Annotated in this window: 25 protein-coding genes and 1 other RNA gene; 15 read left to right on the forward strand and 11 right to left on the reverse strand. The window is 65.1% G+C overall.

Annotated features, from left to right (window positions below):
- Window positions 1-124 precede the first annotated feature (124 nt).
- Complete coding sequence (locus tag BR78_RS0108400) at window positions 125-1,726, forward strand: putative bifunctional diguanylate cyclase/phosphodiesterase (protein ID WP_197021333.1); 1,602 nt, start codon at window positions 125-127, stop codon at window positions 1,724-1,726.
- Here BR78_RS0108400 and BR78_RS0108405 read toward each other — a convergent pair.
- Complete coding sequence (locus tag BR78_RS0108405) at window positions 1,701-2,279, reverse strand: DUF924 family protein (RefSeq protein WP_025560088.1); 579 nt, start codon at window positions 2,277-2,279, stop codon at window positions 1,701-1,703. The genes BR78_RS0108400 and BR78_RS0108405 overlap by 26 nt on opposite strands.
- On the opposite strand from BR78_RS0108405, the gene mtaB reads away from it, so the two are divergent.
- The 3 genes from mtaB to ispZ are packed head-to-tail and all read left to right on the forward strand — an operon-like array spanning window position 2,279 to window position 5,182.
- The gene (gene mtaB / locus BR78_RS0108410; RefSeq protein WP_025560086.1) at window positions 2,279-3,637 is read left to right on the forward strand and encodes a tRNA (N(6)-L-threonylcarbamoyladenosine(37)-C(2))-methylthiotransferase MtaB; all 1,359 of its coding nucleotides are present in this window, start codon (window positions 2,279-2,281) and stop codon (window positions 3,635-3,637) included. The genes BR78_RS0108405 and mtaB overlap by 1 nt on opposite strands.
- Complete coding sequence (gene ftsY / locus BR78_RS0108415; RefSeq protein ID WP_025560085.1) at window positions 3,634-4,572, forward strand: signal recognition particle-docking protein FtsY; 939 nt, start codon at window positions 3,634-3,636, stop codon at window positions 4,570-4,572. Before mtaB ends, ftsY begins: the two co-directional genes overlap by 4 nt.
- Window positions 4,565-5,182 (forward strand): septation protein IspZ, encoded by a 618-nt coding sequence (gene ispZ, locus BR78_RS0108420; protein WP_025560084.1) that lies wholly within the window; start codon window positions 4,565-4,567, stop codon window positions 5,180-5,182. The genes ftsY and ispZ overlap by 8 nt, the downstream gene beginning before the upstream one ends.
- 143 nt (window positions 5,183-5,325) lie before the next feature.
- Here ispZ and BR78_RS0108425 read toward each other — a convergent pair whose 3' ends face one another.
- Window positions 5,326-5,946, reverse strand: coding sequence for a superoxide dismutase (locus BR78_RS0108425; RefSeq protein ID WP_025560083.1), 621 nt, complete (start codon window positions 5,944-5,946; stop codon window positions 5,326-5,328).
- 180 nt (window positions 5,947-6,126) lie between these two features.
- Between BR78_RS0108425 and BR78_RS0108430 the strand changes: the two genes are divergently transcribed.
- Window positions 6,127-6,690, forward strand: coding sequence for a urate hydroxylase PuuD (locus tag BR78_RS0108430; protein ID WP_025560082.1), 564 nt, complete (start codon window positions 6,127-6,129; stop codon window positions 6,688-6,690).
- A 228-nt stretch (window positions 6,691-6,918) separates the two neighbouring features.
- Here the strand turns inward: BR78_RS0108430 and pspF are convergent, their stop codons facing one another.
- Window positions 6,919-7,953, reverse strand: coding sequence for a phage shock protein operon transcriptional activator (gene pspF / locus BR78_RS0108435; protein ID WP_025560081.1), 1,035 nt, complete (start codon window positions 7,951-7,953; stop codon window positions 6,919-6,921).
- A 390-nt stretch (window positions 7,954-8,343) separates the two neighbouring features.
- On the opposite strand from pspF, the gene pspA reads away from it, so the two are divergent.
- The 10 genes from pspA (at window position 8,344) to BR78_RS0108490 (ending at window position 12,176) form a co-directional block, all read left to right on the forward strand.
- Complete coding sequence (pspA, locus tag BR78_RS0108445) at window positions 8,344-9,012, forward strand: phage shock protein PspA (protein WP_025560080.1); 669 nt, start codon at window positions 8,344-8,346, stop codon at window positions 9,010-9,012.
- Window positions 9,013-9,015: 3 nt separating this feature from the next.
- Window positions 9,016-9,288 carry an envelope stress response membrane protein PspB gene (gene pspB, locus BR78_RS0108450; protein WP_025560079.1) on the forward strand — a complete coding sequence of 91 codons (273 nt, stop codon included), beginning with the start codon at window positions 9,016-9,018 and terminating at the stop codon, window positions 9,286-9,288.
- 1 nt (window position 9,289) lies between these two features.
- A complete protein-coding gene (pspC, locus tag BR78_RS0108455; protein WP_025560077.1) occupies window positions 9,290-9,667 on the forward strand; it encodes an envelope stress response membrane protein PspC in 378 nt (125 codons plus the stop codon).
- A 29-nt stretch (window positions 9,668-9,696) separates the two neighbouring features.
- Complete coding sequence (locus BR78_RS0108460) at window positions 9,697-9,951, forward strand: hypothetical protein (RefSeq protein WP_025560076.1); 255 nt, start codon at window positions 9,697-9,699, stop codon at window positions 9,949-9,951.
- A gap of 27 nt (window positions 9,952-9,978) precedes the next feature.
- On the forward strand, window positions 9,979-10,275 hold the full coding sequence (locus tag BR78_RS0108465; RefSeq protein ID WP_029725073.1) for a hypothetical protein: 297 nt from the start codon (window positions 9,979-9,981) through the stop codon (window positions 10,273-10,275).
- Window positions 10,276-10,298: 23 nt separating this feature from the next.
- Entirely contained in the window at window positions 10,299-10,622 is a 324-nt protein-coding gene (locus BR78_RS0108470) for a hypothetical protein (protein WP_443027676.1), read from the forward strand.
- An 11-nt stretch (window positions 10,623-10,633) separates the two neighbouring features.
- Window positions 10,634-10,906 (forward strand): hypothetical protein, encoded by a 273-nt coding sequence (locus BR78_RS0108475; protein WP_025560073.1) that lies wholly within the window; start codon window positions 10,634-10,636, stop codon window positions 10,904-10,906.
- A gap of 192 nt (window positions 10,907-11,098) precedes the next feature.
- Complete coding sequence (locus tag BR78_RS0108480) at window positions 11,099-11,371, forward strand: hypothetical protein (protein WP_025560072.1); 273 nt, start codon at window positions 11,099-11,101, stop codon at window positions 11,369-11,371.
- Between the two features lie 15 nt (window positions 11,372-11,386).
- Window positions 11,387-11,638: a hypothetical protein gene (locus tag BR78_RS0108485; RefSeq protein ID WP_025560071.1), complete on the forward strand. Its 252-nt coding sequence runs from the start codon at window positions 11,387-11,389 to the stop codon at window positions 11,636-11,638.
- A 133-nt stretch (window positions 11,639-11,771) separates the two neighbouring features.
- Window positions 11,772-12,176: a SufE family protein gene (locus BR78_RS0108490; RefSeq protein ID WP_025560070.1), complete on the forward strand. Its 405-nt coding sequence runs from the start codon at window positions 11,772-11,774 to the stop codon at window positions 12,174-12,176.
- On the opposite strand, the gene BR78_RS0108495 is transcribed toward BR78_RS0108490, so the two are convergent.
- From BR78_RS0108495 to BR78_RS0108525, 8 genes are all read right to left on the reverse strand, one after another.
- Complete coding sequence (locus BR78_RS0108495) at window positions 12,167-12,472, reverse strand: hypothetical protein (protein ID WP_025560069.1); 306 nt, start codon at window positions 12,470-12,472, stop codon at window positions 12,167-12,169. The two genes, BR78_RS0108490 and BR78_RS0108495, sit on opposite strands and share 10 nt — an antisense overlap.
- Window positions 12,469-13,005 carry a J domain-containing protein gene (locus BR78_RS0108500; RefSeq protein ID WP_025560068.1) on the reverse strand — a complete coding sequence of 179 codons (537 nt, stop codon included), beginning with the start codon at window positions 13,003-13,005 and terminating at the stop codon, window positions 12,469-12,471. The genes BR78_RS0108495 and BR78_RS0108500 overlap by 4 nt, the downstream gene beginning before the upstream one ends.
- Window positions 13,006-13,095: 90 nt before the next feature.
- Window positions 13,096-13,475: RNase P RNA component class A (rnpB, locus tag BR78_RS20965), an RNA gene on the reverse strand.
- Between the two features lie 40 nt (window positions 13,476-13,515).
- Window positions 13,516-13,842, reverse strand: a complete 327-nt coding sequence (locus BR78_RS0108505) for a hypothetical protein (RefSeq protein WP_025560067.1) — start codon at window positions 13,840-13,842, stop codon at window positions 13,516-13,518.
- A 97-nt stretch (window positions 13,843-13,939) separates the two neighbouring features.
- Window positions 13,940-14,641, reverse strand: a complete 702-nt coding sequence (locus BR78_RS0108510) for an N-acetylmuramoyl-L-alanine amidase (RefSeq protein WP_025560066.1) — start codon at window positions 14,639-14,641, stop codon at window positions 13,940-13,942.
- A gap of 42 nt (window positions 14,642-14,683) precedes the next feature.
- Window positions 14,684-15,547, reverse strand: coding sequence for a CheR family methyltransferase (locus tag BR78_RS0108515; protein ID WP_231478212.1), 864 nt, complete (start codon window positions 15,545-15,547; stop codon window positions 14,684-14,686).
- Entirely contained in the window at window positions 15,547-16,515 is a 969-nt protein-coding gene (locus tag BR78_RS0108520) for a chemotaxis protein CheB (protein ID WP_231478243.1), read from the reverse strand. The genes BR78_RS0108515 and BR78_RS0108520 overlap by 1 nt, the downstream gene beginning before the upstream one ends.
- Before the next feature lie 126 nt (window positions 16,516-16,641).
- The gene (locus BR78_RS0108525) at window positions 16,642-17,007 is read right to left on the reverse strand and encodes a response regulator (protein ID WP_025560063.1); all 366 of its coding nucleotides are present in this window, start codon (window positions 17,005-17,007) and stop codon (window positions 16,642-16,644) included.
- Window positions 17,008-17,041 lie beyond the last annotated feature (34 nt).

Raw genomic sequence — 17,041 nt, forward strand, 5'->3', positions numbered from 1 at the left:
CCGCAGGCGCCGGTAAGGTTTCGGAAAGCTCCGTATTTAACTCGATATACACCCTCAACCGGCAAAACGCGCATTATCGTTTAGGGGGCGTGCATCGGCCATGTCGCGGGATTTCGAAGAAGACATGACGCAAGACAACGCTCCGCGCACGAGCGTGATTACGGGCGCGATCAGCGTAGCTGCGATCCTTCTATTCGTGGGCATCGGCAGCGCGGTGCTGTCCCAATCGCTGCAGCACTATCTCCAGGGCGCCGAACCGCCCGCCCAGCCGCTGGTAATTGCGCTGCTGCTGAACGTCGCACTGATCCTGTTCGGCTGGCGCCGCCATGCTGCGCTCAGCCACGAACTCCAGATCCGCGCAGCCGCCGAGGAACGTGCCCAGCAGCTCGCCAGCCGCGATCCGCTGACCGGCTTCCTCAACCGCCGCAGCCTCGCCGAAGAAGGCGCGGCGATGTTCGTTCGCGCGCAGCGCCGCCGCAAGGCGATGGCGCTGGCGATGCTCGACCTCGATCATTTCAAGACGATCAACGACATGCACGGCCATGCCGTGGGCGACGCATTGCTCCGCGCCGTCGCCGACGAGATCGCGCATCTCATGCCGCCGATCGCGCTCACGGCGCGGCTGGGCGGTGACGAATTCGCCTGCGGCTTCCTGTTCGATGCAGACGAGCCGGGCATGGTCGAACGCATCGCCGAAAAACTGATCAGCCGCATGGCGCAGCCTTTCGAGGCCGAGGGCCTGCGTCTCCACATCAGCTGTTCGCTCGGCATCGCCCGCTCGGACTTCGATTGCACCGGCATCGACGCGCTGATGCGCGCCGCCGACATCGCGATGTATCAGGCCAAGAAGGGCGGCCGGAACCGCTTCGCCTGGTTCGATCAGTCGATGGAGCGCGAGTTGCAGACCCGCAACGATCTCGAATCCGGCCTTCGCCTCGCGATCCCGCGGCAGGAAGTCGTTCCCTATTTCGAGCAGCAGATCGATCTCGCGACCGGCCGCCTCCACGGCTTCGAAGTGCTCGCGCGCTGGGAGCATCCGCAGCGCGGCACGATCAGCCCTGAATTGTTCATCCCGATCGCCGAGGAAACCGGCATGATCGGCGATCTGTCGCTTTCGATCATGCAGCAGGCATTCCTCGCCGCGCGCGATTGGGATCCCTCGCTCAACCTGTCGATCAATATCTCGCCGTGGCAGCTGCGTGACGCATGGCTGGCGCAAAAGATCATCAAGGTGCTCACCGAGACCGGCTTCCCCGCCAACCGGCTCGAGGTGGAGATCACCGAGAGCGCATTGTTCGACAATCTCGCGCTGGCGCAATCGATCGTCGGCAGCCTCAAGAATCAGGGGGTGCAGCTCGCGCTCGACGATTTCGGCACCGGCTATTCGTCGCTGGCACATCTGCGCGCATTGCCTTTCGACCGGATCAAGATCGACAAGAGCTTCATCATGTCGCTGAACGAGAGCGCCGATTCGGCCGCGATCGTCAATGCGATCATCAGCCTGGGCGAGAGCCTCAACCTGCCGATCACCGCCGAGGGGGTCGAGGATGCTGGGATCGAGGAGCGGCTGCGCGCGCTCGGCTGCACCAAGGCGCAGGGCTGGCACTACGGCAAGCCGCTGTCGATCGCGGGAGTCCGCCGCCTGCTCGCAGAGCGCCGATTGCTCCGCTATTCTCCCGCTGCGGAAGGCCCGACACCCGTCACCAGCCAGCGCCTGGCCGGCTAAGATATTCCTCTTCCTCGGGCGTCGACTCGCGCCCCAATGCCGCGTTGCGACTGGGAAACCGGCCGTAGCGGGCGATCACCTCGGCGTGCTGCTGCGCATATTCGAGCGCTTCCTCCTGCTCCAGCGCCGCGAAGCAACGGAGGCTCACCGACTGCAGCTCGCGGCTCTCGGCATGCTCGAACGGCAGATAGAGAAACTGGCGCTGCTCGGGCGTCATGTCGCGGTCCCAGCCGCGCTCGACGGCCAGGCCCGCGAGCTCTTGTGCCAACGGGTCGGCGGCGAAAGCCTCGGCCGTGCCGCGGTGAATGTTGCGACTGAACTGGTCGAGCAGGATCACCGCGGCGAGCAGTGTCCGCGGATCGTCGCGCCATCCGGACGCCTTGCTCTCGAGCACCGCCAGCCGGAGCGCCTCGAAGAGATCGCCGATCTCGCGGTCGATCTCCTCGGACTTCGCGAACCACTGCTCGGGCATCAGCCCGTCGAACCAGAAGCCGAGCACTTCCTCGGCCTTCGCGTGGACTTCCGACGCCGCCGACCCTAGATCGCTCGCCAATGCCGATCTCCTCTCCTCAGATCATCAACATGGGTTGCCGACTCAACCTTGCCGAGGGCGAGTCGATCCGTGCGCTGCTGGCGGGGCGTGACACGATCGTGGTGAACAGCTGCGCGGTCACCAACGAAGCCATCAAGCAAACGCGTCAAGCAATCCGCCGCGCCCGCCGCGAACGCCCCGAGGCCGAGCTTGTCGTCACGGGTTGCGCGGCGCAAATCGATCCCGCCAGCTTCGCCGCGATGCCTGAAGTGAACCGGGTGATCGGCAATGCCGATAAGCTCAGAGCGGAAGCTTGGGAAACTTATGACGAGGTTCTCGTCCAGGACATCATGGCCGTCCGCGAGACCGCGCCGCATCTTGCCGCGAGCTTCTCCACCCACGCCCGCGCGTTCGTCGAGGTCCAGAACGGCTGCGATCATCGCTGCACCTTCTGCGCGATTCCCTATGGCCGCGGCAATAGTCGCTCGGTGCCCGCAGGGGCAGTGATCGACCGGATCGCCGCACTCGCCGAAAACCATGCCGAGATCGTCCTCACCGGGGTCGATCTGACCAGCTACGGCCCCGACCTCCCCGGCGCGCCCAGCCTCGGCCAGCTCGTCGAGCGCATCCTCGCGCACGTACCGCGCCTCCAGCGCCTCCGCCTTTCCTCGCTCGACGGCGTCGAGATCGACGATCGCCTGTTCGCCCTGCTCACCCAGGAGCTGCGCCTTCAGCCGCATATCCACCTCTCGCTTCAGGCGGGCGACGACATGGTGCTCAAGCGCATGAAGCGCCGCCACAGCCGCGCCGAGAGCATCGCATTGGTCGAGCGCCTGAAGCAGGCACGCTCTGATATCGCGATCGGCGCCGATCTGATCGCCGGCTTCCCCACCGAAGACGAAGCGATGTTCGCCAACACCCTCGCGCTGATCGACGATTGTGACTTGGTCCACACCCATATCTTCCCTTACAGCCCCCGCGCCGGCACTCCCGCCGCGCGCATGCCGCAGGTCTCGCCCGCAATCGTGAAGGCCCGCGCCGCCCGCCTGCGCGAGGCGGCCACCGCCCGCCGTTCGCGCTGGCTGCAAAGCCTGATAGGCAGCGAACAACAAGTGCTGGTAGAGCGCCCAGGCGACCGCGGCCATGCCGGCAATTTCGCCGAAGTGCGTTTTCCCGCTCAGGAGATAGGTTCGATCGTGCAAGTGACGATTACCGGCGTTTCGAAATACGGGCTCACCGCCGTCCCCATGCGTCACCCCGGCCTCGTGCCGGGGTCCACCGCGCGGCGGGACGGCGGCTTCGAGCCTCTCGCTTCACCTTCGCCGCATAGTGGACCCCGGCACAAGGCCGGGGTGACGGATCTGGGGCTAACTGAATGAGCACCAATCCCTCGTGGCACAACAAGCTGCTTGGCGGCTTCAAGAAAACCTCGGACAAGCTTCTCGGCAACCTCGCCGGCCTCTCCGGCGCGCGGCTCGACGACGCCACGCTCGACGATATCGAAGAGGCGCTGATCGCCTCGGATCTCGGCCCCGGTACCGCGGCCAAGGTCCGTGCGCGCCTCGCCGAGGGTCAATATGAGCGCAACATGGAGGAGCTCGGCATCCGTCTCGTCGTCGCCGAGGAGATCGAGAAGGCGCTCGCCCCGGTCGCGAAGCATCTCGAGATCGAGGCGTTCCCGCGCCCGCAGGTCATTCTCGTCATCGGCGTCAACGGCAGCGGCAAGACCACCACCATCGCCAAGCTCGCCAATCTGCTGATCGAACAGGATTACGGCGTCATGCTCGCCGCGGGCGACACCTTCCGCGCCGCCGCGATCGGCCAGCTCAAGACGTGGGCCGAGCGCATCGGCGTGCCGATCGTCACCGGCCCCGAAGGCGGCGACGCCGCGGGCATCGTCTTCGAGGCGGTCAAGCAGGCCACTGCCACCGGCATCGACGTCCTCATCGTCGATACCGCCGGGCGGCTCCAGAACAAGCGCGAGCTGATGGACGAGCTCGCCAAGATCCGCCGCGTCCTCGGCCGGCTCAATCCCGCTGCGCCGCACGACGTGGTTCTCGTCCTCGATGCCACCACCGGGCAGAACGCACTCGGCCAGATCGAAGTGTTCAAGGAAGTCGCCGGCGTCACCGGCCTCGTCATGACCAAGCTCGACGGCACTGCCCGAGGGGGTGTCCTGGTGGCCGCCGCCGAGAAATACGGCCTGCCGATCCACGCGATCGGTGTGGGCGAGAAGGTCGACGATCTGCGCCCGTTTGACGCCAACGAAGTTGCCAGGATCATTGCTGGCGTGGAAGAACTGACCAATGGCTGATTCCAGACCCGCTCCTTCACCGGGCCTTCGTATGCTGATCGATTTCGGTCCGCTCGCCGTGTTCTTCCTCGTCAATGCCTATGCGCCCGGCCTTCAGATTCAGCGCATCATCGCCGCGACCGCGGCCTTCATGGTCGCGATGGTCGCCGCGATGCTGCTGTCATGGTGGAAGGCGAAGCACATCTCGCCGATGCTGTGGATCACCGCCGCTCTGGTGCTGCCGTTCGGCGCGCTGACCATCTATTATCACGACCAGAGCTTCATCCAGATGAAACCGACGATCGTCTATACGATGTTCGCGGTGATCCTCGGCTATGGCCTGATCTCCGGCAAACCGCTGCTCCAGATGCTGCTCCAGACCGCCTATCCGGGCCTCTCGGCCAAGGGCTGGCGGCTGCTCACGATCAACTGGACCGGCTTCTTCATCGCGATGGCGGCGCTCAACGAAGTCATGCGCCATGTGCTGAGCTGGGACCAATGGGTCACCTTCAAGACCTGGGCGGTGATCCCGATGACCCTGGTCTTCGCGATGCTCAACATTCCCATGCTGCTCAAGCACGGCCTCCAGCTCGAGAAGCCCGAGGATACACCGCTACCGCCGGAGGGATAACGTCCATAGCCGTCGTCCCGGCGAAAGCCGGGATCGCAATCCGCTTGGCGCCGTCGCGCGAGATCCCGGCTTTCGCCGGGATGACGGTATGAAGAAGGGCGCCGGACTCGCGTCCGACGCCCCTTTTCATTTCTGCAGTCCTCTCAACCCTGATCCGCGCGGCCCACGCCGGCCCCATCCAGATTCTGCGCGACGAATTCCCAGTTGATCAGGTTCGCCGAGACGGCATCGAGATAGGCCGGGCGCGCATTGCGGTAATCGACGTAATAAGCGTGCTCCCACACGTCGATCGTCAGCAGCGGCAGCATGCCTTCATACACCACCGGGGTGTCGGCATCGTGCAGCGAGGTTACCTTGAGCTTGCCGCCGTCGAGCACCAGCCAGCCCCAGCCGCTCGCGAAATGGTTGGTCGATTCGGTCACCAACTGCTTCACCAGCGCTTCGGCGGAGCCGAAGCCGTCGTTGATCAGGTCCGCCAGCTTGCCGGTCGGCACCTGCTTCTCAGGCGAGAGGCACTGCCAGAAGAAGCTGTGGTTCCAGATCTGGGCCGAGTTGTTGAACAGGCCCTTGTCGCCGGTTTCCTTGGCCTTGGTGATGACCTCGGACAGCTTCAGGCCCTCGAGACCCTTCTCGGTCACGAAGCCGTTGGTCTTGTCGACATAGGCCTTGTGATGCTTGCCGTGATGGAATTCGAGCGTCTCCGCCGACATGTGCGGTGCGAGCGCATCCTTGGCATAGGGCAGCGCGGGAAGTTCGAAAGCCATGGGGATACTCCGTGTTCGGTTCACCCGCCCAACGATCCGCGGCGGGAAGCGGTCCCCTAGCCCCGAAAAACCCCTCCTGTCCCGCAAATTTCATTGCGTGTGACAAACGAAAATTCCGATCATAAGCTGGCATACGTGCGCCGCGGGCAATCGGCGCTGCAAACACAGGGGAGCAGCCACATGGACAAGTTTTTCGGCAATCTGCACGCGGTGCTCGCGGTCAGCCTCGTGCTGGCGGTCGGGCTGATGTTCGCACCCTATTTCAATCCGCCGCTGGGCCTGTGGAACGGAGTGTTCCAGTGGCTCCACGTCTTCTTCGGGATCACCTGGATCGGGCTCCTTTACTATTTCAACTTCGTCCAGATCCCGACCATGCCGAAGATCCCGGCCGAGCTGAAACCCGGCATATCGAAGTTCATCGCGCCCAAGGCCCTGTTCTTCTTCCGCTACGCGGCGTTGCTCACCGTGATCACCGGCCTGACCCTCGCCTGGCTCTACAACGAGCTCGAGGATGCACTGCTGCTGCGCGAGAATGCCCGGCTGATCGGCATCGGCATGTGGCTGGCGCTGGTGATGGCGGCGAATGTCTGGTTCATCATCTGGCCCAACCAGAAAAAGGCGCTCGGCCTGGTCGAGGCCGACGATGCCACCAAGGCAAAGGCAGCCAAGGCCGCGATGATCGCCTCGCGCCTCAACGTGTTGCTGTCGCTGCCGATGCTGCTGGCGATGACCAACTATCATTGAGGGCATCTCCCTCTCCCGCTTGCGGGAGAGGGTTGGGGTGAGGGCTCATACAAGTTGTTGTAAATTTCAGTCATCCCGGCCTCGAGCCGGGATCCCGCTTCTTCTGCCCGGTCTGAAGGCAGCGGGACCCCGGCTCAAGGCCGGGGTGACGAAAAATAATATGAGTCCTCAACCTGGTCTCGCCCGACTCACCCTCACCCAACCCTCTCCCGCAAGCGGGAGAGGGCACTATCCCCCTGCCCCCAGCAACTCGTGCCGCTTCAGGGCGTGCCGGAGCTGGTCATAGGTCAGTCCCAGCGCTTCGGCGGTCGAGCGCTGGTTGTAGCGATGCTCGGCCAGCGCCCGCGAGAGCACCTGGCGCTCGAAGGCGTTCACGCGCGATTTGAAGTCGGTTCCGCCGTCGAACGTCGCCACCGGCACGGCTTCGGCAACCGGCGCAGGTGCCGCCTCGATCGGCGCCGCAGCCGGCGCCTGAGCCGCGGTCCGCGGCCGGAACGGCGACTTGAACGGATCGATCTCGATCGAATCCACCGGTCCGTCGCGCTCCCAGCGATAGACTGCGCGCTCGACCACGTTGCGCAGTTCGCGGACATTGCCCGGCCAGTCATAGGTCAGCAACGCATCGAGCGCGTTCGGGCCCCAGCCGGGCCAGTCGACCAGCCCGATCTCCGACGCCATGCGCCGGCCGAAAAACTCGGCGAGCACTTCGATGTCGCCCCGCCGGGCCCGCAAGGGCGGCAGCGTCACCACTTCGAACGAGAGCCGGTCGAGCAAGTCGGCGCGGAAGGTGCCTTTGTCGACCTTGTCGGGCAAATGCTCGTTGGTCGCCGCGACGATGCGGACATCGACGTTGAGCGGCCGCGACGATCCGATCCGCGTCACTTCGCCATATTCCACTGCGCGCAGCAGCCGCTCCTGCGCCGCCATCGACAGCGTGCCGAGCTCGTCGAGAAACAGGGTGCCGCGGTGCGCCTCCTCGAAACGGCCCGCGCGCGCCTTGGTCGCGCCGGTGAACGCGCCGGATTCGTGTCCGAACAATTCGGCTTCGATCAGCGTCTCCGGGAGCGCCGCGCAGTTCATCACGATCAGCGGCTGATCCCAGCGCGGACTCAGCCGGTGAAGGCGTTCGGCGACCAGCTCCTTGCCCGTCCCGCGCTCGCCGATGACGAGCACCGGACGATCGAGCGCGGCCGCACGGCTGGCGCGCTCGAGTGCGTCGAGAAAGGCCCCGGATTGGCCGATTACCTGGGTTGCGCGCTCCATGCCAAACCTTTGGCGAATTTTCCCAATACTTGGCAAGTCCTAAGTTGGGGCTGAACGCCATATGAACGTCATAAACCGCGGATTTCTGCGGTTTTCGCCAATTGGCACGCCTCCTGCAGAGATGTCGGCAAGCTCAGCAACGAGCCACGAAAACACCAGGTTCAGGGAACAAGATCATGACTTACGAAGCAGCCAATGTCCGCAACGCCTTTGTCGCAGTCGCCATCGCCTTCCTCGCCAGCGCCGTCCTGATGGCCGGCGCGGTGGGTCCGGCGATCGCCTGAGGCACCACTTAGTCTCCCCGCTCGCCTGCCCTGGTGAGCGGAAACCCCGCCGGGAGGGTCTCCCCCTAGGTTTCTCCCGGCGGTCCCAATACGAAGGAGTGTTAGAATGGGTATTTTCTCACGGACCCGCGATATCATCGCCGCCAACGTCACCGACCTTCTCGACAAGGCTGAAGACCCGGCCAAGATGATCCGCATGATCATCCTCGAGATGGAAGAGACGCTGGTCGAGGTTCGTGCCTCCGCAGCCCGCACCATCGCCGACCAGAAGGAAATGCGCCGCCACATCGCCAAGCTCGAAAAGCTCCAGGAGAGCTGGACCGAGAAGGCCGAGCTGGCGCTCTCCAAGGGCCGTGAGGATCTCGCCAAGGCCGCTCTGGTCGAGAAGCAGAAAGCTTCCGACATGGTCGAGCAGCTCTCCACCGAGATCGGCGTGCTCGACGAGGCCCTCAAGGGTTCGGAAGAGGACATCACCAAGCTCCAGAACAAGCTGCGCGAGGCGCGGGTTCGCCAGAACTCGATCGTCGCCCGGCTGGAGAGCGCCAACAACCGGACGCGCCTGCGCGAGATCACCAACGGCTCGAAGATGCAGGATGCGTTCTCGCGCTTCGACGTCCTCGAACGCCGGGTCGACTTCGCCGAGGGCCGCGCCGATGCGGCAGGCCTGGGCGGCGTCCCCAAGACGCTCGAGGAGGAAATCGCCGAGTTGCGCTCGTCCGAGAAGGTCGATGCCGAGCTCGAAGCGCTGAAGGCTCGCCTGGCCAAGGGAGCGTAAGCGATGGAAGAGGTTTTCCTGCCCATCGTCATCGTCGGGATCCTGTTCGTCGGTCTTCCCTGGGTGATCATGCACTATATCACCCGGTGGAAGACGGCAGCCACGATCACCGGCGAGGACGAGAAGCTCCTCGACGAGCTCTACTACACCGCTCGCCAGCTCGAGGAGCGCCTGCTCACCGTCGAACGCATCATCGCCGCCGACAACCCCGATTTCCGCCCGGTCTCGGCCTCGCGCCAGGAACCGAGCCCCTTCGATATCTCGCGGAGGAACTGAGATGTCCGGTACACGCACCAAATTCTATCTCGACAAGCAGAATGGCAAGGTTTGCGGAGTCTGCTCGGGCCTCGCCGATTACACCGGCATCGAGGCGATCTGGCTCCGGGTGGGAATGGTCTTCCTCGCCTTCGCGACCAGCGGCACGTCGATCCTGTTCTACTTCCTGATCGCGTGGCTCGCGCCGAGCAAGCCGGCCGGCCTCTATCAGGGCCCCGAGGAAGAGAAGTTCTGGCAGGGCGTGCGCTCGAACCCGAGCCGCTCGACCGCCCAGGTCCGCTCGACCTTCCGCGACATCGATCGCCGGCTCGCCGACATCGAGATGTACTATACGAGCCGCAACACCCGGCTCGCCGACGAGATCGACAGCCTCCGCTGAGGCGGGGGCTGCAAAAAAGGGGACGAGACATGGATCCGACGCCATATTTCATCATGGGGATGCTGACCGGGACGGCGTTCACGCTGGCCATCCAGTTCTTCGCCAACCGCAAGGTCAAGCGGGCGCTGGCACAGATCGCCCGCACCGCCCCGGCAGTGGAAAACGAGGAAAATCGCCAGCAGCGCCGTGAGACGCTCGAGATGCATCGCCGCCTCGCCGTGCTGGAAAAGATCGTCACCGATCAGCCGCACCGGCTGCACGCAGAGATCGACAGCCTGCGCTGAGCGCGGCCGCCCACAGGGAGCAAGACGATGAGGGAATTGAGTTGGCTGGTACCGGTGCTGATCGTCACGGCGATCATGGCATCCAAGGCTTTCCAGACCTGGGTCCGCGCGAAGCACGGCTACCCGATGGAGGAGAACCGCCGAAGCCGCCGCGGCCAGCCTGCGAGCGATCTGGAGGCCGAGCGCAAGATCGCTCTGCTCTCCACCGAGAATGAGCGGCTGACCGGCCAGATCAGCCGGCTCGAAGAGCGGATCGCCGTCCTCGAGCGGATCGCCACCGATCCCGCCGAGCGCGTCGCCCGCGAAATCGACTCGCTGCGCTGAGGAAGGAACACGACATGAATGAGATGATCGTCATGAACAACCTTCCCTGGATCGTCGGCGGCGCGCTGTTGCTCGGAGCTTTCGGAATCGGGGGGTGGATCTTCACCACCTGGCTGCGGATCAAGAACGGCTACCCGCTCGAAAACAGCTGGGGCAAGGCGATCTACCCGCAGAAGAACGACGAGATGGTCGAACGCATCCGGCTGATCAGCCAGGAGAACGCCCAGCTCCGCGCCGAACTCGGCTCGGTCAAGGACCGGCTGGCCAACGTCGAACGGATCGTCACCGACAGCGCCCACAGCCTCGATCGCGAGATCGAGCAGCTGCGCGGCACCAAGAGCAACTAGGAGGACTTGAGATGAACCCGATCCTCATCCCCATTCTAGGCATCGCCTGCGGCATGGTCGCGATCGTGTTCGGCGTCGCCAACGACATGTTCAAGCGCTGGCTCAAGCACAAGGAAGCCATGGTGCAGGTCATCGCCGCCCAGACCGCCGAGCAGGCCGCCCAATATGCGGCCCATGTCGAGCGGCTCGAACAGAGGGTCCGGGTTCTAGAAAGGATCGTCACCGACCGCGGCATCGCCGTCGCGGATGAAATCGAAAAGCTGCGCGAAGCGCCGCTCAACTAATCCCCGCTGCGCCAGGCGCAGCCAAATCTGAGGACCAGTAAAATGATTATCGTAGTGTTCGCAGTGCTGACGGCACTGTGCGGGGGAGCTATTGCCCTTGCCGAAGCTCGGGACCGCCCTGTCCGCCGCGCGGAAAAGCTGGCCCGGGAACAGCAACAGGGCGCCTGAGGCGTCACCAAGGGAGTACAGGGAATGAACCCGTTCGAAATGGTTGTCGCGATCATCGTCATCGTCACGATCGGCAGCGTCCTCAAGGCGCGCTACGGCATCCACAAGGACAAGCACGGCAACGAGATCTTCCGCGGCGGCGACATGGCATCCTCCGATGCCGCGAAGCTCCGCGACGAGGTCCGCGCCCTCAAGGACCGCGTCCAGGTCCTCGAACGGGTCATCACCGACAGTGAAGCCAGCAGCCTGCGACTCGACCGCGAGATCGAAGCGCTGCGGGACAAGCAAAACCCCTGATCAGGGAGGCATGACATGACCATCGATCCCAATCTCTACATCACGCTCTCCGTCTCGGGCCTCGCCGGCCTAGCGATGGTCACGGCGGCGGGGCTCTCGGGCTGGCGCGGCTGGCTGGCGCTGAAGCGCCAGGAGCTCGTCGAGCACCGCGCATCCGCATCGCAGGCGGAGCCGACAATGCCCTCCGCGGCGTCGCGGATCGAGATCGCCGACCTCAAGGAGCGCATTCGCAAGCTCGAGGCGATCGCCGCCGGGGTGGACCTGTAACTTCAAAGCCCCTCCCCTGAGGGGGAGGGGTAGCGAGGCAGGGAGGTCTCTCAGAGCGCGTTGCTCGCGGCCACGCCCCACCTACCCCCGAAGGGGGCTATCCGAGCGGCGAGCCAGCGCTATAGCGCCAGTCATGACCAGCCTCGCCGAACTTCGCGACGAATATGAATTCCTCGACGCCGACGATCGCTACAGATTGCTGATCGATCTGGGCCGCGCGCTCGAGCCGATGCCCGAACCGCTCAAGACCGACGCCACCCTCGTCCGCGGCTGCTCCGCTGCGGTGTGGGTCTATCCCACCCGCAGCGAGAACGGCACGCTCCACTTCCTCGCCGATTCCAACGCGGCGATCACCAAGGGCATCATCGCGCTGATATTGCTGACCGTCCAGGACCGCGGCCCCGCCGAGATCCTCGCCACCGATATCGAGGCCGCGCTCGCGCCGTTCGATTTGCGCAACCAGCTCAGCTCGAACCGCACGCAGGGCATCCCCAACATGATCGCGCTGATCCGCGAGACGGCAACGCGCTACGCCTGATCGAGCCCCAGCTCCCCCGCCACCGCGTCGAGATCAGCCCCTTCCGGCACGAGCAACCATTCGCGCGACGCCGCGCCGTTGACCACCGTCACTGCCCCACGCGGGCACACGCCGAGGCACTTGACCTCGACGATCCCGCTGGCCGCCTTGCGCCCCTTCTTCAGCCCGAGCTGCTTGCGGAGCGCCTTGGCGAGCGGGGTCCTGCCTCTCGGCCCAAAGCCTCCGCCAAGCCTCTTCGAGCATTTCGCGCAAACCAGAACGGTGTTCGACCAATTGGAACGAACACCCGTCTTCAATCGGGCTTCCACGTCCGGCGGTCTTCGGCGACCTTGAGCACTTCATAGGCCGCCTGAATCGCCTGGAAGCGCTTGGCCGCCTCGGCATCGCCCGGCTTCACGTCGGGATGGTTCGACTTGGCCAGTCGGCGCCACGCCATGCGTACTGCCTCGAAATCGCTGTCGACTTCGAGATCCAGCACTTCGAGCGCACGGATCTCGTCGCGCGAGCGAGTGCCGTCGCCGGGGCCGGCCCAGCTGTTGTGCTTCGATTCGGCGAAACCGCCGGCATCGCGCCGCTCCTCGGCCTCCCGTTTGGCCGCTTCCTCAGCCGTCAGGCCCTCGAAGTAGTTCCAGTTGCGGTTGTATTCGCCGGCGTGCGTTTCGCAGAAATACCAGCGTTCGGGGCTGTTGGGCGATTTGGGCGCGGGCCGGTCGCCGGGTTCCTCGCAACCGTGCCGGTCGCACAGCCGCACCTGCACGGCCTCGCGCTCGGCGCCATAAGCGCGCCAGCGTGGAAAGCCCCAGTCGGAGGATCGCGTTGCCCGTGCCATATGGCTGCCAGATAGGGTCACGACGCTGAGAAGGCTAGGCGGAAGCTGCAATTCTCCCCTCCCTGCAGGGAGGGGAGCTCTGAGAAGAAAAATGCCAGAGGGTCTATAAGCCGGGTTCTGTCCTCGCGCCGAAGCGCGATGTGCGGCCATTCCTCTAGGCGACGGATCGCTCCGCCGCTCAAGCAACCAACCCGGGCGACGGGCCGGAACCAGGCCCATGTGCCGCCCCTATTCGGTCTTGCTCCCGGTGGGGTTTGCCATGCCGCTTCGGTTGCCCGTCGCGCGGTGCGCTCTTGCCGCACCCTTTCACCCTTGCCCTTAGTCCGAAGGACCAGTGGGCGGTCTGCTCTCTGTGGCACTTTCCCTGAACCAGCAAGCTGGCCCGCCGGGCGTTACCCGGCACCGTGGTTCCGTGGAGCCCGGACTTTCCTCGGCGATGCAAGCATCGACGCGGCCGCCCGACCCTCTGGCGGCGCCCGATGTAGCGTAGCGCCGGCCGCGCGCAAGGACTTATGCTTCGTCGGTCTGCTCTTCGGCGGCGTCGGAAACCTCCACGACGACGGAATTCTTCACGGCGGTGCCCCAGGCCTGCACCGCGACCAATGTCTGGGTCGACAGCGGCCCGCGCCCGATCGCAATGCGGCGATAGTCCGAGCCTACGCCGATCACGCCATCCGCGCCGTTCACGCGTGCCGTACGGTCGAGCAACGCCGTCGCCTCGGCGACGGTCGGCGCATTGACCGACGGGATTTCCTTGTCGCCCTCGTCGACCTTGATCACGCCGCTGAGCCGCACCTGCACCGGACCCATCCGCGTCATCGCGTTACCATTGAGCATCGATTTGCCTCCGACCTTGCACGGTAAGGGCGCGTTGGCTGCCACGGAATGTCCGAAGAGAGTGAATGCCCCGGGAACCTTCTTTTTCGCACAGGTCTCAATCATCCCCCTGCGGCTTGGGCAGCAATAGCGCCAGCAGGATGCAGCGGCATTCCATGTCGATCTCGCCGTCGACCAGTTCGGGACGGAAACGCCGCTGGAACGCGGTCACCGCCGCCTCGGCGTCGTTCACGTCATAGCCGAAGCGCTCGAGTGCGAGCATGAACCCGGCATCGGGCCAGCCGGGATCGACGAGGTTCCGCGTCGGCCGCGGCAGCGCCAGCCGGAGCCGGGCCAGCGCGTGCCAGTTGAACAGTTCGCCGGGATCCTGCTTGCGCGCAGGCGCGACGTCGGAATGCCCCACGACATTGCCGCGGGTGATGGCGTGGCGCTCCTTGATGTCGGCAACGAGCGGGATCAGCGAACTCATCTGCGCTTCGGGGAACGGCCGATAGCCGAATTCGTGCCCAGGATTGACGATCTCGATGCCGATCGAGGCCGAATTGACGTCGGTCACCCCGCGCCAGTGCGAGCGCCCGGCATGCCAGGCGCGGTGGCGCTCATCCACGAGCTGCAGGATCCTGCCGTCCTCGTCGACCAGATAATGCGCCGAGACCTTGGCTTCGGGGTCGCGCAACCGATCGATCGCCGCCTGCGCGCTCTCCATCCCGGTATAATGGAGCACGATCATCGACACGGGCAATTCGCGCGCATCGAAATTGGGCGACGGTGCGTCGATGATGGAGAGGCCGCTGGTCATCGCCGCCGACCGTACGAGCGCGGATGCACTCGCGGCAAGGGGTCAGCCGAAAGCGGCCTGCTTCACCGGCGTGGCGTCGATGGCACGGTAGAATCCGCGGAACCGCTCGCAGGGCCGGAACCGGTCGGTCAGTCCGATCACGGTTTCGCCCGCGCCGAGCACGAGCACGCCGCCGGGGCGCACCGCGGAGGCGAGGATGCCGAAGACGTCGCGACGGACTTCCTGCGAGAAATAGAGGAGCACGTTGCGGCAAAGCACCACGTCGAACTTGCCCGGCGGCGGCGCATCGGCAGTCAAATTCTGCTGGCGGAACTGGATGCGCCGCAGCAGCTCGGGCTTCGCCGCCCAATCGACTCCGGCGCTGTCGAACCACGTCATCATCCGCCGCACCGGCAGGCCGCGCTGGATCTCGAATTGCGAATAGCGGCCGGCGCGCGCGCGGGCGAGTGCCGCGGGCGACACGTCGGTCGCGACGATCTCGGGCGCAGCCTTGCCTTCGCCCATTCCGCGCTCGTCGAACAGCATCGCCAGGCTCAGCGGCTCCTGCCCGGTCGAGCAGCCTGAAGACCAGATGCGGACCTTGCGATCGGGCGCCTCGTCCTGGATCGCCTTGGTCGCGTCAGCGATCATGTCGAGCACCGCCGCATCGCGGAAGAAGCTCGTCTCCTGGTTCAACAGCGCATCCACGACTTGATCCCCCAAATCCCCTGTCCGCGTCGCGACGAGCTGGGCGACCAGCTGGTCCAGCGACGCGAGTCCCTTCTCGCGCAGCAGCGGCTTGAGCGCGGTCTCGATCCGCCACGCACGATTCGCTGCGATCTGCTGTCCCGTGCGCTGTTCGAGCAGCGCCGAGATCAGGTTCATCGACTCCGACGAACCCGGTGGCGTCGATGTCGGGAAGTGCATCATGCCCTCCCCTGCCACGCCACGAGCCGTCCAAGCTCGTCGGGCGGCAACACCGCGCTCGCGTGCCCCGCATTGGCCACTGCGCCCGGCATTCCCCAGATCACCGAACTTGCGCGATCCTGCACGAATATCCGCGCGCCGGTTTCGACGAGCCGTTTCGCGCCCTCCGCGCCGTCACGGCCCATTCCGCTCAGCACCACGCCCAGCGCGCGCTTGCCGAATATTTCGGCGATCGATTCGAACATGGGGTCGACCGAGGGCATGCAGCCGCTCAGCGATTTCTCGTCGCTCAGCCGTACCGACCAGCCGTCGGACATCTTCGCCACGCGCATATGCGCGTCGCCGGGCGCGACGATGATCCGGCCGGGCCGTATCCGCATGCGATCGCTCGCCACTTCGCAGGGTCGGCTGCCCAGTACCGCGAGCTGCGCGGCAAAATAGCCCATGAACGAGCTCGGCAGATGCTGCGTCACCAGGATCGGGATCTGGAAGCTGGTCGGGATCGCGCGCAGGAACTGGCTGAGCGCATGAATGCCGCCGGTAGAGGCGCCGATCGCGACAACGTCGAAATCATTCGTCGTGGTCACCGGCCCAAAGCTGGTGGTCGAATTCGGAACGGGCGAAAGATCGGTGTGCACTTCCACCAGCCGCGACAGTCGCTCCTCGAGCACCTCGGCGAAGCGTCCGCCGAACGCGCCGATGCCGGGTTTCACCAGCGTGTCGGCCGCGCCTAATGCGAGCGCCTGCACCGTCACTGCCGCACCTTCGTCCGCCGAGGAGGAAACGATCAGGACCCGCGCGCCCTTGCCCGCAGCGATCATGTCGGGCAGCGCCGTCAGCCCGTCGATGCCGGGCATGTCGATGTCGAGCAGGATGATGTCGACGCGGTGAGTCTCGAGATAGTCGAGCGCCGCGCGCACGTCGCTCAGCGCCGCCGCCACGCGGAAGCGACGCGTGCCGTCCACCATCCGGCCGAGCACCGATCGCGCGACGACCGAATCGTCGACGATCAGCACCTGCGCCGGAGGAACGGGCGCGCGTGAATCCGGCAGGATTGGACTGAGTGCGACGGCCACGTCTCCGGCTTCCCGCGTTTACGCGACGCCGACGATCTGCAGCTTGCTCTCCAGCGTCTCGCGATCGAACGGCTTCATGACATATTCGTCGGCACCTGCTTCGATCGCCGCACGGATATAGGCCATGCCGTTCTCGGTGGTGCAGAACACCACCTTGGGGCGCTGCGGAAGCCCCGAATCCTTGAGCGCGCGCAGGAAATCCATCCCGCTCATCACCGGCATGTTCCAGTCGAGCAGAACCACGTCCGGCGGCGTCGCCATGCACGAATCCAGCGCCTCACGGCCGTCACCGGCCTCGCGAACTTCAAAGTCGAGCGTCTCGAGGATATGCCGCGCGACTTTGCGGATCACCTTGGAGTCGTCGACGACAAGACAAGTTTTCATATTACCCTGTTCCCCGATAGTCAGGCGTCTGTTC

This window comes from Sphingomonas sp. UNC305MFCol5.2, from assembly GCF_000712135.1.
Classification (GTDB): Bacteria; Pseudomonadota; Alphaproteobacteria; order Sphingomonadales; family Sphingomonadaceae; genus Sphingomonas.

What these genes read in the sequence shown, in the direction of transcription:
- BR78_RS0108425 (WP_025560083.1), bottom strand. Translation starts at nt 5,946, where the DNA reads ATGGCTTTCGAACTTCCCGCGCTGCCCTATGCCAAGGATGCGCTCGCA.
- BR78_RS0108400 (WP_197021333.1), top strand. Translation starts at nt 125, where the DNA reads ATGACGCAAGACAACGCTCCGCGCACGAGCGTGATTACGGGCGCGATC.
- BR78_RS0108500 (WP_025560068.1), bottom strand. Translation starts at nt 13,005, where the DNA reads ATGGCACGGGCAACGCGATCCTCCGACTGGGGCTTTCCACGCTGGCGC.
- BR78_RS0108490 (WP_025560070.1), top strand. Translation starts at nt 11,772, where the DNA reads ATGACCAGCCTCGCCGAACTTCGCGACGAATATGAATTCCTCGACGCC.
- BR78_RS0108430 (WP_025560082.1), top strand. Translation starts at nt 6,127, where the DNA reads ATGGACAAGTTTTTCGGCAATCTGCACGCGGTGCTCGCGGTCAGCCTC.
- BR78_RS0108460 (WP_025560076.1), top strand. Translation starts at nt 9,697, where the DNA reads ATGGATCCGACGCCATATTTCATCATGGGGATGCTGACCGGGACGGCG.
- BR78_RS0108505 (WP_025560067.1), bottom strand. Translation starts at nt 13,842, where the DNA reads ATGCTCAATGGTAACGCGATGACGCGGATGGGTCCGGTGCAGGTGCGG.
- BR78_RS0108465 (WP_029725073.1), top strand. Translation starts at nt 9,979, where the DNA reads ATGAGGGAATTGAGTTGGCTGGTACCGGTGCTGATCGTCACGGCGATC.
- BR78_RS0108485 (WP_025560071.1), top strand. Translation starts at nt 11,387, where the DNA reads ATGACCATCGATCCCAATCTCTACATCACGCTCTCCGTCTCGGGCCTC.
- pspF (WP_025560081.1), bottom strand. Translation starts at nt 7,953, where the DNA reads ATGGAGCGCGCAACCCAGGTAATCGGCCAATCCGGGGCCTTTCTCGAC.
- BR78_RS0108480 (WP_025560072.1), top strand. Translation starts at nt 11,099, where the DNA reads ATGAACCCGTTCGAAATGGTTGTCGCGATCATCGTCATCGTCACGATC.
- pspB (WP_025560079.1), top strand. Translation starts at nt 9,016, where the DNA reads ATGGAAGAGGTTTTCCTGCCCATCGTCATCGTCGGGATCCTGTTCGTC.
- ftsY (WP_025560085.1), top strand. Translation starts at nt 3,634, where the DNA reads ATGAGCACCAATCCCTCGTGGCACAACAAGCTGCTTGGCGGCTTCAAG.
- mtaB (WP_025560086.1), top strand. Translation starts at nt 2,279, where the DNA reads ATGCCGATCTCCTCTCCTCAGATCATCAACATGGGTTGCCGACTCAAC.
- BR78_RS0108520 (WP_231478243.1), bottom strand. Translation starts at nt 16,515, where the DNA reads ATGGTGGACGGCACGCGTCGCTTCCGCGTGGCGGCGGCGCTGAGCGAC.
- BR78_RS0108525 (WP_025560063.1), bottom strand. Translation starts at nt 17,007, where the DNA reads ATGAAAACTTGTCTTGTCGTCGACGACTCCAAGGTGATCCGCAAAGTC.
- BR78_RS0108515 (WP_231478212.1), bottom strand. Translation starts at nt 15,547, where the DNA reads ATGCACTTCCCGACATCGACGCCACCGGGTTCGTCGGAGTCGATGAAC.
- BR78_RS0108510 (WP_025560066.1), bottom strand. Translation starts at nt 14,641, where the DNA reads ATGACCAGCGGCCTCTCCATCATCGACGCACCGTCGCCCAATTTCGAT.
- BR78_RS0108470 (WP_443027676.1), top strand. Translation starts at nt 10,299, where the DNA reads ATGATCGTCATGAACAACCTTCCCTGGATCGTCGGCGGCGCGCTGTTG.
- ispZ (WP_025560084.1), top strand. Translation starts at nt 4,565, where the DNA reads ATGGCTGATTCCAGACCCGCTCCTTCACCGGGCCTTCGTATGCTGATC.
- pspC (WP_025560077.1), top strand. Translation starts at nt 9,290, where the DNA reads ATGTCCGGTACACGCACCAAATTCTATCTCGACAAGCAGAATGGCAAG.
- pspA (WP_025560080.1), top strand. Translation starts at nt 8,344, where the DNA reads ATGGGTATTTTCTCACGGACCCGCGATATCATCGCCGCCAACGTCACC.
- BR78_RS0108475 (WP_025560073.1), top strand. Translation starts at nt 10,634, where the DNA reads ATGAACCCGATCCTCATCCCCATTCTAGGCATCGCCTGCGGCATGGTC.